18 protein-coding genes are annotated in these 20,925 nt (G+C 42.7%); 9 read left to right on the plus strand and 9 right to left on the minus strand.

The window, feature by feature from the left end:
* Nucleotides 1-3: 3 nt before the first annotated feature.
* Nucleotides 4-507, minus strand: coding sequence for an urease subunit beta (locus tag PGR74_RS05810; RefSeq protein ID WP_041504205.1), 504 nt, complete (start codon nt 505-507; stop codon nt 4-6).
* A 6-nt stretch (nt 508-513) separates the two neighbouring features.
* Complete coding sequence (locus PGR74_RS05815; protein WP_041504206.1) at nt 514-816, minus strand: urease subunit gamma; 303 nt, start codon at nt 814-816, stop codon at nt 514-516.
* A 219-nt stretch (nt 817-1,035) separates the two neighbouring features.
* On the opposite strand from PGR74_RS05815, the gene PGR74_RS05820 reads away from it, so the two are divergent.
* The 5 genes from PGR74_RS05820 to tsaA are packed head-to-tail and all read left to right on the plus strand — an operon-like array spanning nt 1,036 to nt 6,860.
* Nucleotides 1,036-3,078, plus strand: a complete 2,043-nt coding sequence (locus PGR74_RS05820; protein ID WP_041504207.1) for a TonB-dependent receptor plug domain-containing protein — start codon at nt 1,036-1,038, stop codon at nt 3,076-3,078.
* Nucleotides 3,075-4,157 (plus strand): ABC transporter substrate-binding protein, encoded by a 1,083-nt coding sequence (locus PGR74_RS05825; RefSeq protein ID WP_041504208.1) that lies wholly within the window; start codon nt 3,075-3,077, stop codon nt 4,155-4,157. The genes PGR74_RS05820 and PGR74_RS05825 overlap by 4 nt, the downstream gene beginning before the upstream one ends.
* Nucleotides 4,154-5,218 (plus strand): FecCD family ABC transporter permease, encoded by a 1,065-nt coding sequence (locus PGR74_RS05830; protein ID WP_041504209.1) that lies wholly within the window; start codon nt 4,154-4,156, stop codon nt 5,216-5,218. The genes PGR74_RS05825 and PGR74_RS05830 overlap by 4 nt, the downstream gene beginning before the upstream one ends.
* Nucleotides 5,209-5,967, plus strand: coding sequence for an ABC transporter ATP-binding protein (locus PGR74_RS05835; RefSeq protein WP_041504210.1), 759 nt, complete (start codon nt 5,209-5,211; stop codon nt 5,965-5,967). The genes PGR74_RS05830 and PGR74_RS05835 overlap by 10 nt, the downstream gene beginning before the upstream one ends.
* A gap of 2 nt (nt 5,968-5,969) precedes the next feature.
* A complete protein-coding gene (gene tsaA / locus PGR74_RS05840) occupies nt 5,970-6,860 on the plus strand; it encodes a tRNA (N6-threonylcarbamoyladenosine(37)-N6)-methyltransferase TrmO (RefSeq protein WP_052634787.1) in 891 nt (296 codons plus the stop codon).
* A 225-nt stretch (nt 6,861-7,085) separates the two neighbouring features.
* Here the strand turns inward: tsaA and PGR74_RS05845 are convergent, their stop codons facing one another.
* Both PGR74_RS05845 and PGR74_RS05850 read right to left on the minus strand, forming a co-directional pair.
* On the minus strand, nt 7,086-8,093 hold the full coding sequence (locus PGR74_RS05845; protein ID WP_041504211.1) for a 2-oxoacid:ferredoxin oxidoreductase subunit beta: 1,008 nt from the start codon (nt 8,091-8,093) through the stop codon (nt 7,086-7,088).
* 2 nt (nt 8,094-8,095) lie between these two features.
* Nucleotides 8,096-9,940: a 2-oxoacid:acceptor oxidoreductase subunit alpha gene (locus tag PGR74_RS05850; RefSeq protein WP_041504212.1), complete on the minus strand. Its 1,845-nt coding sequence runs from the start codon at nt 9,938-9,940 to the stop codon at nt 8,096-8,098.
* A gap of 448 nt (nt 9,941-10,388) precedes the next feature.
* Here PGR74_RS05850 and PGR74_RS05855 point away from each other — a divergent pair, with 448 nt between their 5' ends.
* From PGR74_RS05855 to PGR74_RS05870, 4 genes are all read left to right on the plus strand, one after another.
* Nucleotides 10,389-10,523 (plus strand): hypothetical protein, encoded by a 135-nt coding sequence (locus PGR74_RS05855; RefSeq protein ID WP_262509237.1) that lies wholly within the window; start codon nt 10,389-10,391, stop codon nt 10,521-10,523.
* Between the two features lie 24 nt (nt 10,524-10,547).
* Nucleotides 10,548-12,047 carry a catalase gene (locus PGR74_RS05860; protein WP_041504213.1) on the plus strand — a complete coding sequence of 500 codons (1,500 nt, stop codon included), beginning with the start codon at nt 10,548-10,550 and terminating at the stop codon, nt 12,045-12,047.
* A gap of 150 nt (nt 12,048-12,197) precedes the next feature.
* Nucleotides 12,198-13,259 carry a magnesium/cobalt transporter CorA gene (corA, locus tag PGR74_RS05865; RefSeq protein ID WP_041504214.1) on the plus strand — a complete coding sequence of 354 codons (1,062 nt, stop codon included), beginning with the start codon at nt 12,198-12,200 and terminating at the stop codon, nt 13,257-13,259.
* 351 nt (nt 13,260-13,610) lie between these two features.
* On the plus strand, nt 13,611-15,764 hold the full coding sequence (locus PGR74_RS05870) for a cation:proton antiporter (RefSeq protein ID WP_041504215.1): 2,154 nt from the start codon (nt 13,611-13,613) through the stop codon (nt 15,762-15,764).
* Nucleotides 15,765-15,981: 217 nt separating this feature from the next.
* Here PGR74_RS05870 and PGR74_RS05875 read toward each other — a convergent pair whose 3' ends face one another.
* From PGR74_RS05875 to PGR74_RS05895, 5 genes are read right to left on the minus strand one after another with little or no spacing between them, the layout of a single operon-like run.
* Complete coding sequence (locus PGR74_RS05875; RefSeq protein WP_041504216.1) at nt 15,982-17,400, minus strand: monomeric [FeFe] hydrogenase; 1,419 nt, start codon at nt 17,398-17,400, stop codon at nt 15,982-15,984.
* On the minus strand, nt 17,390-17,644 hold the full coding sequence (locus PGR74_RS05880) for an NAD(P)H-dependent oxidoreductase subunit E (protein ID WP_041504217.1): 255 nt from the start codon (nt 17,642-17,644) through the stop codon (nt 17,390-17,392). The genes PGR74_RS05875 and PGR74_RS05880 overlap by 11 nt, the downstream gene beginning before the upstream one ends.
* Before the next feature lie 32 nt (nt 17,645-17,676).
* Nucleotides 17,677-18,861: a SpoIIE family protein phosphatase gene (locus tag PGR74_RS05885; protein ID WP_041504218.1), complete on the minus strand. Its 1,185-nt coding sequence runs from the start codon at nt 18,859-18,861 to the stop codon at nt 17,677-17,679.
* Between the two features lie 13 nt (nt 18,862-18,874).
* Nucleotides 18,875-20,593, minus strand: a complete 1,719-nt coding sequence (locus PGR74_RS05890) for a [Fe-Fe] hydrogenase large subunit C-terminal domain-containing protein (RefSeq protein ID WP_041504219.1) — start codon at nt 20,591-20,593, stop codon at nt 18,875-18,877.
* Nucleotides 20,584-20,832: a (2Fe-2S) ferredoxin domain-containing protein gene (locus PGR74_RS05895; protein ID WP_041504220.1), complete on the minus strand. Its 249-nt coding sequence runs from the start codon at nt 20,830-20,832 to the stop codon at nt 20,584-20,586. Before PGR74_RS05895 ends, PGR74_RS05890 begins: the two co-directional genes overlap by 10 nt.
* Nucleotides 20,833-20,925 lie beyond the last annotated feature (93 nt).

Consider the following 20,925-nt stretch of genomic DNA (forward strand, 5'->3'; position numbering starts at 1 on the left):
ACGTTATTTTTTGGGTTGTTTTTTTAGATTTGCTTCGGCGGTCGTTTCATCTATAACTTTGAAGCCTAACCTTCTGACATTTTCTGTCGCCTGCATTCTCCTCGGGTAATAAGTAGGAGCATCTTCACTTCCGGTATATCCTTGCACGAGTCCGTTAAAGCCTATCACGTATTGTTTACCGGAGTAAGCAACGACTTCTACCTCTTTTTCGTCTCCCGGTTCGAAACGAATGGCAGTCGTGGCAGGAATATTCAAATGGCATCCGAATGCAGCGGCCCGGTCGAATTCCAGATAACGGTTCACCTCGAAAAAATGAAAATGAGAGCCCACTTGAATAGGACGGTCTCCAGTATTACGAACAATTAATTTTGCCGTATATCTGCCTTCATTATACACGATGGGGTCAGTAGATAAGATTTCTCCTCCGACGGGAACATACTGTTTAGGTGTAAATCCCGGTGTAATCTCTTTAGGTGCGGGAGCACCCTTTTGTTTTTTATCCTCCATGATTTTCTACTTGATAGGTTGATGAATACTAACCAGACGGCTACCGTCGGTAAAAACCGCCTCTACCTGTATCAGAGAGATCATATCGGCAACTCCCTCCATTACATCGTCTTTCGTTAAAACTTTAGTGGAGTCGGTCATTACTTCCTCTAATGTTTTGCCTTCTCTTGCCCCCTCCAAAGCTGCTGAACTGATGTAGGCAACAGCTTCCGGATAATTCAATTTAAGCCCTTTTTCTTTACGCCGTTCGGCAATAGCTCCAAGTGATAATAGCATTAGCTTATCAATTTCTTTTGGCGTTAAATGCATACTCTTTTACTTTTAGTGAATAAAATTGATTAAAACTCTCTGATTCATGAAGTTTATACCTCAATGAACTCCACTGTTCATATACGCTTGGGATAAAGTCATGTTTCAAATATCATCAGAAATAATTATAAACATGATTCGGGTTTACGAGATCGTTGTTCGAACATTTAGGATTTGTATGCCGTATGAGTAGGGATAGTCAAATCAAAATTATGTGACATGAAGAAATTTATTTTCGTTCCGTTTCTGTTGTTTGTAGTAAGCGTGTTTGCCCAAAAAGAAAAGGTGGATACCGTATTGAATTTGCAAGAGGTTATTGTGACCGGATCGCGGGCTGAACGTCCATTGAGTCAGAGTCCGGGTCGTATTGATGTTATTACGCCGTTGGTATTGAGGCATAGTCCGGCCTTAAGTGTCGATGACATTCTTTCTATGCTTTCCGGGGTAAACACAACTCGTTCGAACGGTATGAGCACGATGCACACGAATGTCAGTGTCCGGGGATTGGCGGGGGATGAACAGGGACGGACTTTGGTATTGTTTGACGGAATTCCTATCAATACTTCTGACGAGGGGTCCGTGAACTGGAATAGTCTTCCAGTGGACAATATCGAGAGAATAGAGGTGTTCAAAGGCCCCGGCTCTTCTTTATACGGGAATAATGCAATGGGAGGAGTGATAAATATTATAAGTAAAAAAGCGGAACGTCCTTTTTTAGTGAATGCATCCGTGTCTTACGGCTCATTGGCAACCTGGCTTTATCGTTTGGGAATATCGAGCAAGATCAATGATCGGTTTTCACTCTTTGTCTCTGGGTATTACAATAGAAGTAGCGGATTTAATAACGTTCCGGACAGTTTGCGGACCGATCCTGATTACAGTGTAGCTCGCTTTATGAAAGAAGGAGGTTTTTACGGTAAGGTTTTATATACTCCTTCCGAATGGTTTAAAGTGGATGTATCCTATGATTTGTATAAAGATAAGCGTGGGGAAGGGGAAAAAATAAAGGCTCCTGACGGAGAGTATCGCCACTTTAATCATAACCGGTTTCAAGGGAGATTTTACGGGGGGGAGAAATCGTTCACCTATAATGTGGCTTTGTATTTCCAGAGACAAGACTATTTTAAGCTGGATGAGCGGATCACGAAAGATTCCTACCGGCGCTTTGATGTAAAATCGCACCGGGATGATTGGGGAGCTATCCTGCATGTGACTTTTTCCGGCAAGAACAATCATTTCAGCATAGGTGCGGAATATAAAAACGGAAGTGTCGATGGAGGAGATTATTACGTGACTTCTACGGATAAGGTACTGAATAGGGGTACCATGACTTTTCTTTCGGCTTTCGTGCAGGAAGAGCTTCAGTTTTTTAACAATAAATTCTGGTTGCAGGTAGCATTGCGTTACGATAACGCTTATTTTCACAAAGGACGATTTGAAGCGATAGGTGATAACGTGGCTGATTTTAACACGTATAACGGTAATCTGAAAAACAATCGTTGGGAGAATTTTTCTCCTCGTTTGGCTTTACGTTATAATCCGATGGAAAACCTCTCTGCTTATGTCTCTTACTCGAAAGGATTCAGAGCTTCTATCCTCGATGATTTATGCCGTTCCGGTTGGATGTGGGTCGGTCCGAAAATTGCCAATCCCGACCTGGGACCGGAAAAATTGGATAATTACGAAATCGGGGGAACATTCCGCTTTTTAGGAAATTTTTCTTTTTCTCCGTCGTTCTACTATGCCCGGGGAAAAGATTTTTTATACTATATCGCTACCGGAGAAAAAATGTGGGGGAAAAGAGATATTTATCAACGTCAGAATATATCCAAGGTTCACGTGAAAGGATTGGAGATGGATTTGAATTATTCCCTGCCGATAGGATTGCGAATGAATGTAAATTATTCCTATAATGAATCCAAGATAAAACAATTTGATGAAAAACCGGAGCTTAATGACAAGGTGTTGACGTATGCTCCCGAACATCAGGTTAAGGGTACCGTCATGTGGACCGGGCGGATCGTAAACGCAACGATTCGGGGGCGTTATAAAACCAAGCAATACACGACGGAGGACAATCTGTCTTCTATTCCCGGTTTTGCCGTTTGGGACGTGCAATTGTCGAAATGGTTTTTTGACCGTCGGATTTACGTGGGAGGAGAGGTTATGAATATTTTCAACAATCGCCATATGAATACGAAGGATTATATCTCGGCCGGAAGGCTTTTTAATGTTAAACTTGCTGTAAACCTGATGAGATGAATAGATTTGTGTATTTTTTCTGTTTTTGTTTGTTAATATCTTGTGGAGGAGTATCGAAAAAGAGCGGGAAAAAAGCGGTCCGTTCGTTCACGGATGCTTTGCAGCGTGAAGTTGAAGTACCGGATACTGTACGGAAAATCGTCTGTATTAGGGCTTCCGCTATACGTTTGGTGACCTATGCGGGCGGAGTGCCTTTTATTTGTGGAGTCGAAGAGCAGGAGACCAGAGACAATGAATTCACTCATCTTTTCGCTCATCCGGAATTGAGAGAAAAAGCGATCATCGGTCCCTCCATGGGCGGGGACCCCGAATTAATAATGGGGGTTCAACCGGATGTGATCTTTATGTCTACCACTACTGCCGGGGATGCCGACGATTTACAAAGACGTACCGGAATACCCGTATTTACCATCGAGTACGGGGATATAGGAAAAAGGCGGGATGTTTTTTATCATTCTCTTCGGTTGATCGGTAAGGTCCTCCGGACGGAAAACCAGGTCGATTCGTTGATACGTTTTGTAGATCGGCAGATTGAAGAACTCGGAAGAAGAACAAAAGAGACAGATAAATCTAAGCGCGTATACGTGGGAGCTATTTCTTACAAGGGACAAAAGGGGATTACCTCGACGGATCCCTATTATGCCGCGTTTGAATTCTTAGGAGTTGATAATGTCGCCTCCCGGATTGATTCGGCATATACCTCTCCCATTACCGGAACCTACATCGATTGGGAACAACTGGCGGAGTGGGATCCTGAAGTGATATTTCTGGATGTATCGGGTTGGCCTTTAGTACGGGAAGATTTTAACCGTCGGAAAGAATTGAATGAGCTGCTTACGGCATATAAGGAGAAACGGATCTATATGTTGTGGCCTTATAATAATAACCATACTAATTTTGAAGTGATGTTGATTAATGCCTGGTATGCTGGAAAGGTGCTTTTTCCCGACCGGTTTAAAGATATTTCCATTTCCGGCAAGGCAAATGAGATTTTAACCCGTTTCGTGGGAAAACCTGTGGGTACCGTTTTGCGTAAACATTGGGGAGATTATCAGAATATATTCGATAAAGAGCGATGAATCCAAATGTTTTGAAGCAATATAAAGGATACCGGAACAGGAATAAGAAATTTATCTTTTTCCTGTTTATTTTACTGATTCTCATCGGGGGAATATCTATGATTGCCGGGGCTCATCGGATAGGTTGGGAAGATATTGTAGCTTTACTACGGGGGGAAGGGACTTCGCTTAATCGGCAAATTTTGATTAATATCCGTTTACCGAGAATTTTGGCTGCTGTGATTACCGGGATTATACTTTCTATGTCGGGAGCGATCATGCAGATTTTACTGAGGAATCCGTTGGCATCCCCTTATACTTTGGGAATATCGAATGCGGCAGCTTTTGGAGCCTCTTTCGGAATCGTTTTTTTAGAGGCAGGTAGTGAAATTGCCCGTTCTTCGGATCTGTTTTTGATTAGCAATCCTTACACGATTACTTTTTCGGCTTTTTTAGGAAGCCTTTTGGGTTTAGCCATTATATTACTTTTGGCCCAAATAAAAAGGGCTTCCGTAGAGACCATTATTCTTTCGGGGGTCATTATCAACTCTCTGTTCGGAGCAGGTATCGCCGTGATGCAATATTTGGCGAATAATGTTCAACTGGCTTCTATCGTTTTTTGGAGTTTTGGAGATTTAGGACGGGGGGATTGGTATAAACTGATTTTCATGACAGCGGCTTTGATTCCTGCCCTTCTTTACTTTTATTTAAAGCGATGGGATTACAAAGTTTTGAGATCAGGGGATGATTATGCCCGAAGTATGGGGGTGCAGCCCCAAAAAATCCGGATTGTCGGATTAGTGGTCACGTCTCTATGTACGGCTGTCGCTGTTTCGTTTTTCGGTGTTATTGCTTTCGTGGGCCTTGTCGTCCCCCATATCGTGAGAAAGTGCATAGGCAATAACGAGGAGTTTCTGATCACCGGTTCTGCCGTATTCGGAGGTGTATTTCTATTGTTGTGTGACACGGTCGCCCGTACGATCATTTCTCCTGTTATTTTACCGGTCGGGATATTGACTTCATTTCTGGGGGTTCCTTTGTTTTTATTTCTATTAATCCGGAGGAGAACGTCATGCGAATAGAAACAAAGAATATATCGTTTCATTATAATGGCGTACGGGCTTTGAGGAATGTGACTTTCGACGTGGATTCGGGAGATATGATTGCTATTATAGGTCAGAACGGTTCGGGCAAGAGTACTTTGCTGAAATGCCTGAATGGAATATTAAAAGTGGATGAGGGCAAGATAGAGATAGGAGGGCGGTCTTTAGCTCGGATCTCTTCTCGTGAATTGTCCCGACTGATGGCCTATATTCCTCAGTCCGAAGAGATCACCATGGGAATAAATGTTTTTGATACCGTATTGTTGGGTAGGAAACCTTATATCAAGGGAAGACCCTCTTCCGGTGATCTGGAGATCGTTGCCGGTCTGCTTTCCCGTTTGGAACTGGAACCGATAGCGATGAGAAATATGGATACGTTGAGCGGCGGACAGCAACAACGTGTATTCATTGCCAGAGCCTTGGCACAACAGCCTTCCATTTTGTTGCTGGATGAACCGATCGCCAATCTGGATATTAATCACCAGATGAAAGTGATGAATCTTTTGCAACAACTCTCGGCAGAAGGAATAACAGTTGTCATTACCATTCACGATGTGAATATGGCCGCTCGTTTTTGTAATAAAGCGTTGATGTTGAAACGGGGGACTGTGTTCGCTTTTGGTCCAAAATCCGTGTATACGCCGAAGAACATTGAGAATCTGTATGATATTCAGGTTGAAGTACTCCATCATAAAGATTGTATTTGTATTATACCGCAAAATAGTTAATTATGTCGAATTTATTAATGTTTATACTTATGATTGTGTTACAACCGATTGGTTACGTGTCCAATAAATGCACGACGGATCAGGTTCCTGAGCAAATAAAACAGGAGGCTTCCGTCATCGAGATTCTTCCGGAATACGGGGATGGGTTAGATAAAATTGAAACTTGCCGTTACTTAGATATCGTTTTTTACTTTCATCAGAATCATGATATTCATCTAACGGGTAAAATCCGGACGGGAGAAACAAAGGGAGTATTTGCCAGTCGTTCGCCTAATCGTCCGAACCATCTGGGAATAACGACAGTAAAACTTATGAAACGTGAAGGGAATAGGCTGTATATAGAAGGAATAGATGCTTTAAACGGTTCTCCCGTGGTTGACATCAAATCTTGTGATACTTCTGTCTATGATCAGGAAAATATACATAAAACCATACGGGTTGATTCTCCCCGCATTGATATCGTTCGTAACATTATGAGTAATAATTTAAAGGAATTGCTTTTGCAATCGGCCCAATTACATGGACATATCTGTCCCGGATTAGCCCTCGGGGTTATGGGGGCCGCGAGAATCATGCAGCAGTTATATGATAGGCAGCAGGATACAGTTCGTTATACATTGACGGCCGGGATGGAGAATTGTTTGGTTGATGGATTTATGTTTGTCACGGGTTGCACGCCGGGAACACGCCGTTTCCGAACGGGAGATAAAAACGATATGTGTTTTTATTTGAGGGATGAATCCGGGAAAGGATGGAGGATAAAACTCAAAGAATCGAACCGGGATTACATGAAAAAGCATATTCCGGAGTCGTTCTCTCCCGCGGAAAAAGCTTTTGCTGTTTTTGAGCTTGATTTTGATAAACTTTTTGAAATAGAAGCGATTAATAATTGAAGATTGTAGATTGAGAGATTAAAGGATTAGGTGATTGAGAGATATAATGATTAAGGGATTAAAAAGATTGACGATTGTAGATTTAAGAAAATGCGTTCAATTTACAATTAGGAGATTCGAATTAAATCACGGAGATTAAAAGAGAACAAGATCCGAATTCAATAATTCAACTAAAAAGCGCTGCTGAAAAAATCGGCAGCGCTTTTTAAAACGGTTTTATTTCGATTATTTTACTTCCCAAGTATCGCCGCTATTCAGTAAATCGGTAACCGAACGAATATTGGATTTGGCTTTTACCTCTTCAATCTGAGCCTCCAAGGCATCGTTATACGTATCTCCTTCCACATCCCGGATAACACCTAAAGCGACAGGATATTCAGGAGCCTTCATATGTACCAGCATCCAATGAATAGAAGGATTCAAGGAATGGGCATCATGAACCAGAATATCAGCCTCTGTGATCCCGTTCTTACCGATCTCGACCACCTTCAATCCGGTGTTAGTCAACATAAGTCCCTTGTCCCGGTTTTTACCGAAGATCATCGGCTCGCCATGTCTTAAAATCAACTGACGATCTTCTTTGTTCTCCTTATCGGTGATAGCAGCATGAGCTCCATCAGCAAAAATCACGCAGTTTTGCAGTACCTCGATAACAGAAGTACCCTTATGCCGAACTCCGGCTTCGATTACCTCTGCCGTCAAATTGATATTCATATCCAACGAACGGGCAAAGAACTTGCCTTGTGCACCAATAACCAACTCTCCCGGATTAAACGGGGTTTCGATCGTTCCATAAGGAGAGGTCTTGGTTTTTGTTCCCAATTTGGTGGTCGGAGAATACTGACCTTTGGTCAATCCGTAAATTTCATTGTTAAAAACCAACGTGGTAATATCGATATTTCTACGAATAGAATGGATAAAGTGATTACCTCCGATAGCCAACGCATCACCGTCACCGGAGACTTGCAGGATATTAACGTTCGGATTAGCACTTTTTGCACCTGAAGCAATAGCAGCTGCACGTCCATGAATCGTATGGAACCCGAACGTATTCATATAATAGGGAAAACGGGAAGAACAACCGATACCGGATATGACAGCCCACGATTCTTTCGGATATCCCAATTCTGCCATCGCCTTTTGCACGGCATTAATAATTCCGTGGTCACCACAACCCGGACACCACCGGATTTCCTGATTACTCTTAAAATCTTTTGCTGTATATTGTGCCATGATTATTTCGATAATAATTCAAATACTTTTTCTTTTAACTCTGTCACTGTAAAGGGTAATCCGGCTACTTTATTGTATTGGTAATAGGTAAAGTGAGGATATTTACCCCGTAAATATTGTGCGAACTGTCCCAAGTTCAATTCACAAACCAATATTTTCTTAAACTTGGACAATACCTCTTCCGTGTTTTTAGGAAGCGGATTGATGTAATTGAAATGAGCCAAACTGACGTCCTTACCCTCTTTTCTTAACTCGTTGACCGTGGACAAGAGGTGTCCGTATGTTCCACCCCAACCGACAATCAACAATTCTCCCCCGTTTTGGTTTCCAATAATCTCTTGATTAGGAATATAATCGGCAATTTTAGCTACTTTGGCAGCACGTAAATCCGTCATTACCTGATGGTTCTCCGGAACGTAACTGATCTCTCCGGTTATATTTACTTTTTCCAAACCGCCGATTCGGTGTTCCAATCCTTTTGTTCCCGGAACAGCCCATGTCCTGGCCAAAGTTTCCGGATCGCGCGCGTACGGCTTGTAGTCGTCACCTTCCTTGGCCAATCTCGGGGTGATCGAAGGATAGGTGTTCAGGTCTGGAATTCTCCATGGCTGAGCGCCATTTCCCAAATAACCGTCCGTTAACAGAACGACTGGAGTCATATGTTCAATAGCTATTTTACCTGCCATGAAAGCAAAATCAAAACAATTTCCAGGAGTACTGGCAGCTACAACAGGCATGGGACTTTCCCCGTTTCTTCCGTAAAGAGCTTGCAATAAATCGGATTGTTCCGTCTTCGTGGGCAGACCCGTAGAAGGACCTCCTCGCTGTACATCAACAATAACCAAAGGTAATTCAGCCATCACGGCCAAACCGGCAGCCTCACTTTTTAAAGCCAAACCGGGACCGGAGGTCGTCGTCACGGCAAAATTCCCGACGTAACTCGCTCCGATTGACGTACAAATACCGGCGATCTCATCCTCTGCCTGATATGTTTTAGCGCCTAAATCCCTTCTTAATGCCAACTCCTGAAGGATATCGGTAGCCGGAGTGATAGGATAAGAGCCACAGAACAACGGAAGTCCGGCTTTTTCTGCTGCAGCTAAAAGTCCCCAAGCTGTTGCCTTATTACCGGTAATTGTCCGATAACGGCCTTTTTCAATCTCGGCGGGAGCCACGTTAAAATGAGTTGCCAAAGCATGTACGTTTCCGGCATAATTGAATCCGGCTTCCAATACTTTTTTATTGGCAGCGGCAATTTCCGGTTTTTTACCGAACTTCTGGTTAATAAAAGCAACCGTATGTTCCACGGAACGGTCGAACATCCAATAGATCATACCCAACGCAAACATGTTTTTACATTTCACGATAGATTTCTGATCTAAGCCGCTATCTTTCAGCGTCTCTTCGGTCAGGGTGGTTACCTTGACCGGAACAACATTATAATCTTGTAAAAGAGCATCTTCCAACGGATTTATCTGGTAACCCGCCTTCTCGATGTTCTTTTCGTTAAACGCATCCAAATTCACGATGATCGTGGCTCCTTTTTTAGCCCAGCGTAAATTGGCTTTCAAGGCGGCCGGATTCATGGCAACCAACACATCGGCAAAATCCCCGGGAGTCTTTACCGGATTATCTCCGATATGTACCTGAAAGCCGGAAACTCCTCCAACAGTTCCTTGCGGAGCGCGAATTTCAGCTGGATAATCAGGAAACGTCGATACACCGTTTCCAAATAAAGCGGCAGCATCTGAGAATTGCTGGCCAGTTAATTGCATCCCGTCTCCCGAATCTCCGGAGAAACGAATGACAATATTACTCTTTTCGATAACTTTTGTCTTTTCACCCATGACTTAGTTACTTATATTTATTTATTACATTAAAAAAATACACGTTTAACTCCACATTTTATGTTGTAAAACATGCGTAAAGGTAGCCAATACTTATATCTAAACAAGTTTGTATCAGGATTTTTTTCTCGTGAGATATGATATTGACAATCAATTATAAACTTGTTGAAAAACATGTTTTTCAGCAGAAATAAAATAAAAACAATCTAAACAAGGACAGCTTTCACGTCATTTTTCCTATCGTTTCTTGTTTCGATTAAACATTTTCGCCCCCCTTTGTTCTTACAATATAAAACAAATACATCCCTTGAACAGTATAAATAAAATCCAGTGTCTCGTTATCCGGACCGGATACACTATGCCAATTCTGAAGACACGGGTTAAATCAAATGATAATCCGTTACGGATAGAAATCCGTATCCTTTAACTTGAAAACGATTGTTGAGAAATGGAGACAAGTGATAAAATAAAAGCTATAAAACAAAAGGCAACGCTTCAACGTCTACACGTTCGCGAAGTGATACAAGAATTTCGTCATGACGGATCTTTGCAAAAAGAGAAAGCCTTTATCCAGGACATATAATCACTAAATTAAAATTAAGCAAAAATGGAAAAGAAAAGATTGACGTCAGAAAACGGTCGTCCGATAGCGGATAACCAAAACATTCAAACTGCCGGCCCGCGGGGTCCGGTTATGTTACAGGATCCATGGTACATTGAAAAACTAGCACACTTCGACCGCGAGGTAATTCCCGAACGGCGAATGCATGCAAAAGGTTCCGGAGCGTACGGAACTTTTACCGTTACGCACGATATTACCCGGTATACCCGAGCCTCGATCTTTGCCGAAATAGGTAAAAAAACAGATTGCTTCGTCCGGTTCTCAACCGTAGCCGGCGAACGGGGTGCGGCCGATGCAGAACGAGATCTCCGGGGATTTGCCATGAAATTTTACACGGACGAAGGCAACTGGGATTTGGTCGGAAACAATACGCCCGTCTTTTTTATGCGCGATCCGTTAAAATTTCCCGACCTGAACCACGCCATTAAACGGGACCCGCGCACCAACATGCGCAGTGTCAACAATAATTGGGATTTCTGGACCCTATTACCCGAAGCGTTACATCAGGTAACGATCACCATGAGTGACCGAGGTATTCCCGCCTCCTACCGTCACATGCATGGTTTCAGCAGTCATACCTATAGTTTTTACGACAAAAATAACAAACGAACATGGGTAAAATTTCACCTGCAAACATTACAGGGTATAAAAAACTTGACCGATGCGGAAGCAGAGGCTATCGTAGCTAAAGACAGGGAATCGCATCAGAGAGATCTGTTCGAGGCTATCGAACAGGGTCGTTTCCCGCGCTGGAAAATGCAGGTACAGCTGATGACCGAAGAAGAAGCAAATACCTATGCGATCAATCCGTTTGACCTGACAAAGGTGTGGTATCACAAAGATTTTCCTTTACATGACGTGGGCATTCTGGAGCTAAACCGCAATCCGGAAAATTATTACGCCGAAGTAGAGCAATCGGCGTTCAATCCGATGAATATAGTAGAGGGTATCGGTTTCTCTCCGGACAAAATGCTACAGGGACGTCTGTTCTCTTACGGAGATGCCCAACGTTATCGTTTGGGTGTAAATTATAACGAAATTCCTGTGAATAAGCCGCGTTGTCCTTTCCATGCTTTCCACCGCGACGGCATGATGCGGACGGACGGCAATTATGGCGGTGCGAAAGGTTATGAACCCAATAGTTACGGCGAGTGGCAGGACGATCCCACCAAAAAGGAACCGCCCCTGAAATTGACAGGAGACATATTTAACTACGACGAACGCGAATACGACGACGACTATTTCACTCAGCCCGGATTGCTGTTCAGGTTGATGACACCGGAGCAACAACTGGTTTTATTCGAAAATACGGCTCGGGCAATGGGAGATGCGGAACTGTTCATTAAACAACGCCACGTACGTAACTGCTCTTATGCTGACGAAAGGTATGGTCGCGGCGTAGCCAAAGCTCTCGGAATCTCTTTCGACGAAGCGATGATAGCTGAGGATCCGGCGCATCCGGCATGGGACCCGAGGAATAAATAACTGCCGCTTTCAGGAAGGTAATCTTGAGTTACCTTCTTGTTTGTCACGTTCCCATTTCTTCTGAATTACCGCTATGACTCCCTCTTCCACGTAACCCTATCTAACGTTTTTTACGTATCTTTGTGTAATTAACTTCTTAACTCTAACAAAATGGCACGTTTCCTCAAAGATCGTAAAAAGGCGCAAGGGGCAGCCCCGGGCTCTCTGATTTTTATCGGAAAACAGAAAATGGATCGAAATTCCATTCAGGTATTACAATACACTCCCGAAGGATTAAAAGAGTATTTTCCTGAAAATATAGAGAAAATCAAAGAGAGCATATCCAACGATCACATGACCTGGATCGGAATCAGCGGCCTGCACAACACCCAGTTGATCGCCGACTTGGGAAAAGTATTTACGATCTCTCCTTTGATTCTGGAGGATATCCTGAACACGGACCAACGTCCTCGTTTCAGCGAAGAAACAGATCATCTCTATGTTATCATCAAATCGTTCTATATCGGAACGGAAGACCAGGCCGTACATATGGAACAAATTTCCATGATCGTGGGAGACCATTACCTACTCACCATACAAGAGACGGAAACCGATTACTTCAAAGCCGTAAAAAAACGGTTGTATGATTCTCAAAGTAAGATACGAAATTTCGGTCCGGACTATCTCTGTTACGCTTTGTTGGATACCTTGGTAGACAATTATATCATCAATATCGAAAGACTTGGAGTCGCTATTGAAGAGCAGGAAAAAAGAATCTTCTCTTCGGAAATCGAAAACGTGGAAGAGATCTATCATTTCAGAACCGAACTCTCCTACATACGAAAAAACGTACGTCCCGTAAAAGAACTGATGAACCGTTTTACCGGCTGCGATTCTCCTTTGATAGACAAACGCACTTACTCCTACCTTCACGATCTGGACGATCTGGTCGTACAAGTACAAGAAGCCATCGAAATATACTATACCATGACTTCCGACCAGCTAAACCTTTATCAAACAAGCATCAGCAACAGGGTAAACGACGTCATGAAAATATTGACCATATTTTCGGCCATCTTTATCCCTCTTACCTTTATTGCCGGAATCTACGGAATGAATTTCGAATACATGCCGGAACTACATCACCGTTACGCCTATTTCATCCTTTGGGGTATCATGATTGCTGTCACTATTGTCATGCTTCTTTTTTTCAAACGAAAAAAATGGCTTTAATTAATTATAGATCTTTTATGATTTAGTGATTCTGTGATTTAGTGATTCTGTGATTTAGTGATTCTGTGATTCGAATTTAATCCTTTAACCGTCAATTTTTCTATTGTAAATTTTAAATTGGACGTAATTTTTAATCTATAATCTACAATCGTCAATCTCTTAATCATTATATCTCTCAATCCCTTCATCCGCTCCTCTTCCGAACTGTCGATTACAATTGGCTCCTCTCCTTATTTGGGTGTCAATTTCTTCAGTTGATTTCCCTTTTTGTCCGGTGATGTTCTAATTTTTCAGTAGAAATTAGTAATTTTGTTGAGAAAAACGGAATTCCATTTAATTAATATAATAATTATGCTGATTCAGATATTGTTGGGGATTACTTTGCCGTTGAATAATCCGGTGCTGATTTTTTCTGTCATTTTGTTTATTATTTTGCTGGCTCCTATTTTGTTGCATCGGTTAAAGATTCCTGATCTGATCGGTTTGATTCTTGCCGGGGCTTTGATCGGTCCCAACGGACTTCATATCATGGATAGGGACAGCAGTATTATTCTTTTCGGAACGGTGGGGTTGTTATATATCATGTTTATGGCCGGATTGGAGATCGATATGGCTGATTTTAAGAAAAACAGCGTCCGTGGCTTGACTTTCGGTTTATATACTTTTTTGATTCCCATGTTAATGGGTACGGCTGCCGGCGTCTATTTGTTGGATTTTTCCTATCCGACCTCGATTTTGTTAGCCAGTATGTTTGCCTCCCATACGTTGATTACTTACCCGATCGTGAGTAAATACGGGGTGACGAAAAACCGGGCTGTAAACGTGACGATCGGAGCGACTATCGTTACTTGTATTTTGGCATTGCTGGTACTGGCTGTTATCGTCGGAATGTCCAACGGAGTTCTTTCTCATGAATTCTGGATTCGGTTAAGTGTTTCTACTATACTCTTTGCTGCTGTCGTAATTTTTATTTTTCCTATTGTAGGACGTTGGTTTTTTAAGCGTTATGATGATAAGATCGGGCAATATATTTTTATTTTAGGATTGGTTTTTCTTGCTTCGTTTTTGGCAGAGGCTGCCGGATTGGAGGCAATTATCGGGGCATTTTTAGCCGGGTTGGCGTTGAATAATCTGATCCCTAACACTTCTGCCCTGATGAATCGAATTGAATTTGTGGGGAATGCTTTTTTTATTCCTATTTTCTTGATCGGAGTGGGAATGTTGGTCGATTTTCATGTGTTCGTAGCAGATTGGACGACAGTTTGGGTTGCCGCCGTTATGGTTGTGGTGGCAACACTTGCGAAATACGTGTCTGCTTGGCTTGCCTATAAAAGTTTTCGTTATACCAAATCGGAGTTTGTCTTGATGTTCGGGTTAACGAATGCCCAGGCAGCGGCAACGTTAGCTGCGGTATTAGTAGGCTATCAGGTTATCATAGGGACGGATGCGAACGGGGATCCGATTCGTTTATTGAACGAAAGCGTGTTAAACGGTACGATTGTAATGATATTGGTAACTTGTATCATTGCTTCCTTCGCTACCCAAAAAGGCGCACAGGAAGTGGCTTTGGCGGATTTGGCGGAAGAGGAGATTGTGGATAGTGATGATACGGAAGATCGTATTTTGATTCCTTTGAGTAATATCGAGAACGTGGAGGAGTTGATCAATCTGGGAGTTACCGTAAAATCGAAAAAAGGAAAAGCCTCTTTGACGGCTTTGAGTATTATTCAATCGGATAATGCGGATTCCTCGGCTGAAAAGCGATCGAATCTATTATTGGAAAAAGCCACGAAAACCGCCGCGGCGACCGATAATTTGTTGACAACCTTATTGCGGTATGATTATGATGTGGCCAACGGTATTAAAAATGCCGTGAAGGAACATAAAATTACGGATATTGTATTAGGACTCCGTAAGGAGGGACAGATCTCAGATACTTTTTTAGGTAATCTGACGGATCGGGTGTTGAGTAAATGTGCGACGACGACTTTTGTCTATCGTCCTTCCCAACCCTTCTCAACCTTGAAACGTTGTATTGTTGTTATACCTTTTCATGCGGAACGGGAGATCGGTTTCCCTTATTGGCTGGTCAGGATATGGAATATCGGAAAAAACACGGGAAATAAAATGGTGTTTTACGCTTCTTCTTCCGTTCTTTCCGTTTTGAAGGAGACCCATGCGAAACATCCGATAGATGCTATTTTCAACGAATTTGATAATTGGGATGATTTTTTGATTATATCCCGGGATATAAGGGATAACGATGCATTGATGATTGTCATGAGCCGTAAGAATTATCCTTCTTATGCTAAGAATATGACACAGGTTCCGACTTATCTTAATAAATATTTCTTTCAGAATAATTGTATTTTGGTTTATCCTATGCAAATGGGAGTTGGAGAACAGGAGGTGGGAGTATTCAAGAGTATTCCTCATGCCGAACCTTTCGAAAATCTGGAAGATATGGGAAAGGTTCTGGGAAAGTTATTCAAGAAAAATAAATGATTTAATTGTAGATTGACGATTGTAAATTGTAGATTAGGAGGATTAAGTGATTGGGTGATTCTGTGATTCAATGATGGGGTGATTGAAATTGAATCATTCAACCGTTTAAGCGATAATCATGGAATCCTTCTGGTTTGCAATTTGAATAGGCTTCGGCCTATTGATATACTAAAAAAGAGCCATCAAATGACGGCTCTTTTCATTATTTTATTCGGATTTATTTTTCTAATGCTTTTTTGATCTGACGTTTGGCCAAAGTTAGCGGAGCTAAAGAACAAGGTCCGTTAACACATCCTCCGTCGCAAGCCATTACTTCGACGAATTGAGCTTCCGGCTTTTTCGCCATCATCTTTAAGCTGGTCTGGTTCTTTTTGTCCAGTCCTTCTATAGATAGGGTGGTGTAACCGTTCCCCACGGCATTTACGATGGCATCCCGAACACCTCCGGCTTGTGCGTATCCCCGGCTGAATTTAGTCACTTCCGGGTTAAGCGGCAATTCTTCACAACTTTCCACGTTGATATCGTAGGCTACCATAAAAGCTCCCAGCTCTTCGAAGCTCATCACGTAGTCGACTTCGGGTACGGATTCGGCCTCGTAACGTTTGGCCAGACACGGTCCGATAAATACCACTTCAGCATCCGGATATTGAGCCTTTACCCGGCGTGCCGCGTAAACCATAGGACTGCGGGTATCGGAAACGAAGGGTTTCAGCATCGGGGCATGTTTGTTTACCCATCCCACGTAGGCCGGACAGCAAGAGGTCGTCATGAAAGGCTTACCCTCGTGCATCCGTTCCAAAAATTCTGCCGATTCGTTGTTTGAAGTATCTTCTGCTCCTAACGCAACTTCAACAACCTCATCGAAACCGATTTGTTTGATGGCATTCAGTATTTGTCCCGGACTTGCGTTGAATTGACCGTATATGGCCGGGGCGGGAATGGCAATGATCTTTTTCTCCGGGTTGGAAATGCTCTTGTATACATCGATAACCTTGGAACGTTCCATAATTGCTCCGTAAGGACAAGTCTGCATACATTTTCCGCAATAAATACATTTATCCTTATCGATGTGTTCCACTCCGTCCGGGCCTTTGGTGATAGCTTTCACCGGGCATACGTCCTCGCAGGGAACCGGAGTGTAGACAATAGCGTGGTAAGGACAGACTTTGGAACAAAGTCCGCAACTCACGCAATCCTCCTGGGTAATGGTTGCCTTACCTCCCTTGAAAGAGATGGCGGCTTTCGGACAGTTCATCAGACAGGGACGTCCCTCGCAACCGCGACACATGTTGGTCACAAAATATTGCGATTGCATACAAGCACTGCATGCCTCGTGTACTACCGAGAGTATGTTCTCTTTCGTGTTTTTATTGTCTAACGCTTTTTGGGCAAAATCACTCAATGGAATGAGGTCGATCTCTTCGTCTGTAATTTCGAAACCGAGAATGGAGATCACTTTGTGTTTCAAAATGTACCGGTCTTTATGCACGCAACATTTGATCGGCTTTTTGTTCCTGGGTCTCATTTCCACCGGGATATATTTAACCCCGTCAACTAAATTTTTTTCTTTTAATAGCTTTACGATTCTAATCAGCAGCTCACGTTTCGTGAGCATTGCAAAATTATCATACAACATCTCTTACTTCTTCTTTAACTATTTGTATCAAATTAACTTTACTAACACCTGCTATTATTTGCCCGTTTAATTCGATAAACGGCGGTTCCTGCCTTTCCGTGCAGCAACCGAGACATGGAGAATAGCTAATGTTTAAATGTTCTTTGATGTGTTGGGGAAGAGAATCGATAGCATCTTTTAACTCGGCTCCTCCCATTACGTAACACATGGTACCCATGCATATTTTCAAATCGATTTTTTTCATAGCCCTTGTAGATTATTTAGAGATTTTACACGCTAAATATACATAATCTCCACGTCTTTTAAATATTTTGTTTCTAATAAATATTTTATTTTTTTTACTACATTTCTTCTGATTTCCAATTCAACCGGCAGATTGGGGTCTTGGTGTGCCGTGTTGATTCTTGTTCCTACTAAAAGTGTGATTTTATCACTATCCAATAAATATTTTACTAACATTTCAGCCGGGCCGTACTCTTTGGGATGTTCATTTTCATTCGCGGTGAGTATGCGTTCCACCTTGCTCAGCGTCAATATTCCTTCGGTTACCAAATCCACTCCTTCCATCCTGGAAATAGGAGGGAGGTTCTTGTCCACGATGTTCATGTCGATTTCCATCTTTGCCCCGAGTTCCCTGGAAACAATGGTGGCTGTCGTCCCCCCGCAAAGGATCTTCTTTCCTTGAAATTCACGTACTCTGCTGGCCAGGTACTTATCATTCTTTTCGTCGTAGGGAGGACCTGTACAAATTAGGAGATTGCGGGGCTTTCTCATGTAGATGACACAGCAACTCGTGTCATCTTTTAATTTGTAACCGTCGTTTTTTTCGGCTTGAATGACAATCTTGTGAGCCAATTCTTTGGCTGAAATATCGTTTTTTTGTTCTACCAATTTGGCAATATACTCTTTTGCCCCGTCTTCCCATCCGAAAGGCATCCTGTTGGTTCCCATTCCCGACTGGCTGACTCCGTCGCTGAAGAATATAATCCGGTCTTCTTTCTCTAAATTGAATTCCGAAATCCAAAGATAGGTATTGTCCAGATCTTCTCGTTCAACGGGGATCTTTTGTTTGGGGACCTTTACAAATACTCCTTTCCGGTATAGATAGAAGGAGGGAGATTCGTATTCGATGATTTTGACATACCCAAAGCAATCGATGTCGCAGATACAAAAGGTGGAGTAACTGATCTTTCGGACCATATCCCGGGGGAGGGTATTCATGATAGAGGTAGATGTTTTGAGGATACTTTCGTTCATAGCCGTAAAACGCATGGCCATAGTGGCTGTCATGGTCGAAAGAACACATGCCTTAATGCCGCTACCCAATCCGTCCGATAATACGCTGATAACCCTTCCTTCCCCTTTCAATTTTTGAGACATAAAACAATCTCCGCAGACTACGTTGCCTGCTTTATTCTTTTGAAAGAACTCGACCTCTATGAAATTACCGTTGTTTCTCAAGGGATAGTGTTTTTTAAAGGGTTGTCAGATCATCTTGCTTTTTATAGGCTTCCATGACTGTCCTCAAGGTGGCATCCGTGAATGCTGCATTTTCTCCTAACAGGCAGGCCACTTGCTGCACGGTCTCCATGTGTTTTTTTATCACTTCCTGCGTCTTTTCCAGCATCCACTCCTTTTGTACGCCAGGCTCTCTCAAGTCTTGCAATAGACCGAATACCAACCGATGAGGCTGTATGTTGTAAATGGACAAGATCCAGGTTTTGTCGTCCTCCCGGATCTGACGTTCCGTGATCTCTTTGCCCGTGGTGAGAACAGCTCTGAACAGATCCTCGAAAGAACATATATTTTTTAAATCCACTCCGTATAAACCGGGGTCCACTTCATAAATGGAAGCGATATCTTCCCCCATCAGCGTAGCACACCTTTGATTCATGTCCATCACTTTCAGCTCCGCGTTGACGAGCAGGACTCCGGCTGGGATTTTTTGTAAAAGCACTGTCGCCTTATCATGGGCGATTTTTCGCATGTAGGAGACACACATGTTCTCTTCGGCCCGTCCTTCCAACATGGCGATGGCAAAATCCCGGCATGAATCGTAACCGCAACCGCTGCAATTCAGCTCGTCTTCCGGCCCGTTCTTCCCCACGACGGCCATAGCCTGTTTAATCTCTTCTTCCGTGTATTGGTGCTCTACAATATGAGGGTCTTTACAGAACAGAATTTGTAAGTCGATGTCTTTGAAGTCTTCTTTCGGATTACCTAAGTCGGCTTTATGTATGATTTCATACCGTTTTAAAGCGGGAGACACATGGCTCAATTTGGCCGGTCCGTTGATACAGCCGCCTTTACAAGCCAACAATTCCAAAAAGATAGAGTCTTCCTTACGCTGAGAATCCAAATGTTTGAGGACGTCTTTTATCGTGGATAAATCGGAAAAGGCCATGTTGTGGACGGGCTTTTTCGGTTTATGCATTCCTTGTAACATACCTCCTTCAATCGGATAATAGGCTCCGAGACCGGAACGGTAAGGAACGAATTTTTCTTCGGATTGCTCTAAAGCCTTATCTTTTAAGTTGATTTCCGCTTTCTCCAACCATTCTTTCAAATCTTTGAATGTGATTACAACATCCACTAAGTTGTTGAAGTAGTCGGCTTCTAATTTTTTACAGATACAGGGTCCCGCGAAGACGATTTTTATATCTTCTCCGTATATCTTTTTTAAAATTTTAGCGTGGGCCAGCATCGGGGAAACGATGGGGGTGATATTCCGCACATGCTCGGAAGAGTATTTGCGAATGTACTCGACAACCACGGGACAGGCAGAAGAGATATAAACACCGTTTTCGGCCTGTTCCAAGAATTTTTCCGTCCGGTCGGAAACAATTTCAGCTCCCAAAGCGGTTTCTGAAACGGCCGTAAACCCCAAACGCTTGATGGCGGCAATAAGGACATTGGCGGCGATACCTTCAAATTCACTCACGTATGACGGGGCCAAGGACAGAATGACCTTGGGATACTTCTCCAATGTCAGCTTTGCCCGGGTAAGTCCGTCCCGTACTTTTTTCGCTCCGGTCGGGCATACTTGTGTACAATGCCCGCAATAAATACAACGGTCTTCGATGATAGAAGCTTTATTGTCTTCGATGCGGATTGCCTTTACGGGACATTCCCGGATACATTTATAACAATCCTGACAGTTGTCCGGTACGGTGTAAATAGGTCTTAGTTGCATGGGAACTCCTCTTGTAAGATTTTATATAAACGGGAGAGATTAACCTCTTCATACACTTTATCGTCTATTCTGATAATCGGTCCTTTACTGCATAGTTCTTCACAGAGATGACCGCAGAAATCGATTTCTGCCTCCAAATGATTCTCGCTCAGGTATTTTTTTATGATTCCCAGGTTCGTGTTGTTTCCTCTGGAAAAGCAAGAACTACCTAAACAAATTCTGATTTGACGCTTTGCCATAATTGTAAAACTTTGATTATCGAATAGATGCCATCCACGCTACAAAAGTATAATTCTTTTTGTAATAAAACCAATTATCTTGTAATTTTAATA

This window comes from Sanguibacteroides sp. AM78-02pH3A (assembly GCF_027666085.1).
GTDB lineage: Bacteria > Bacteroidota > Bacteroidia > Bacteroidales > Marinifilaceae > Gabonibacter > Gabonibacter massiliensis.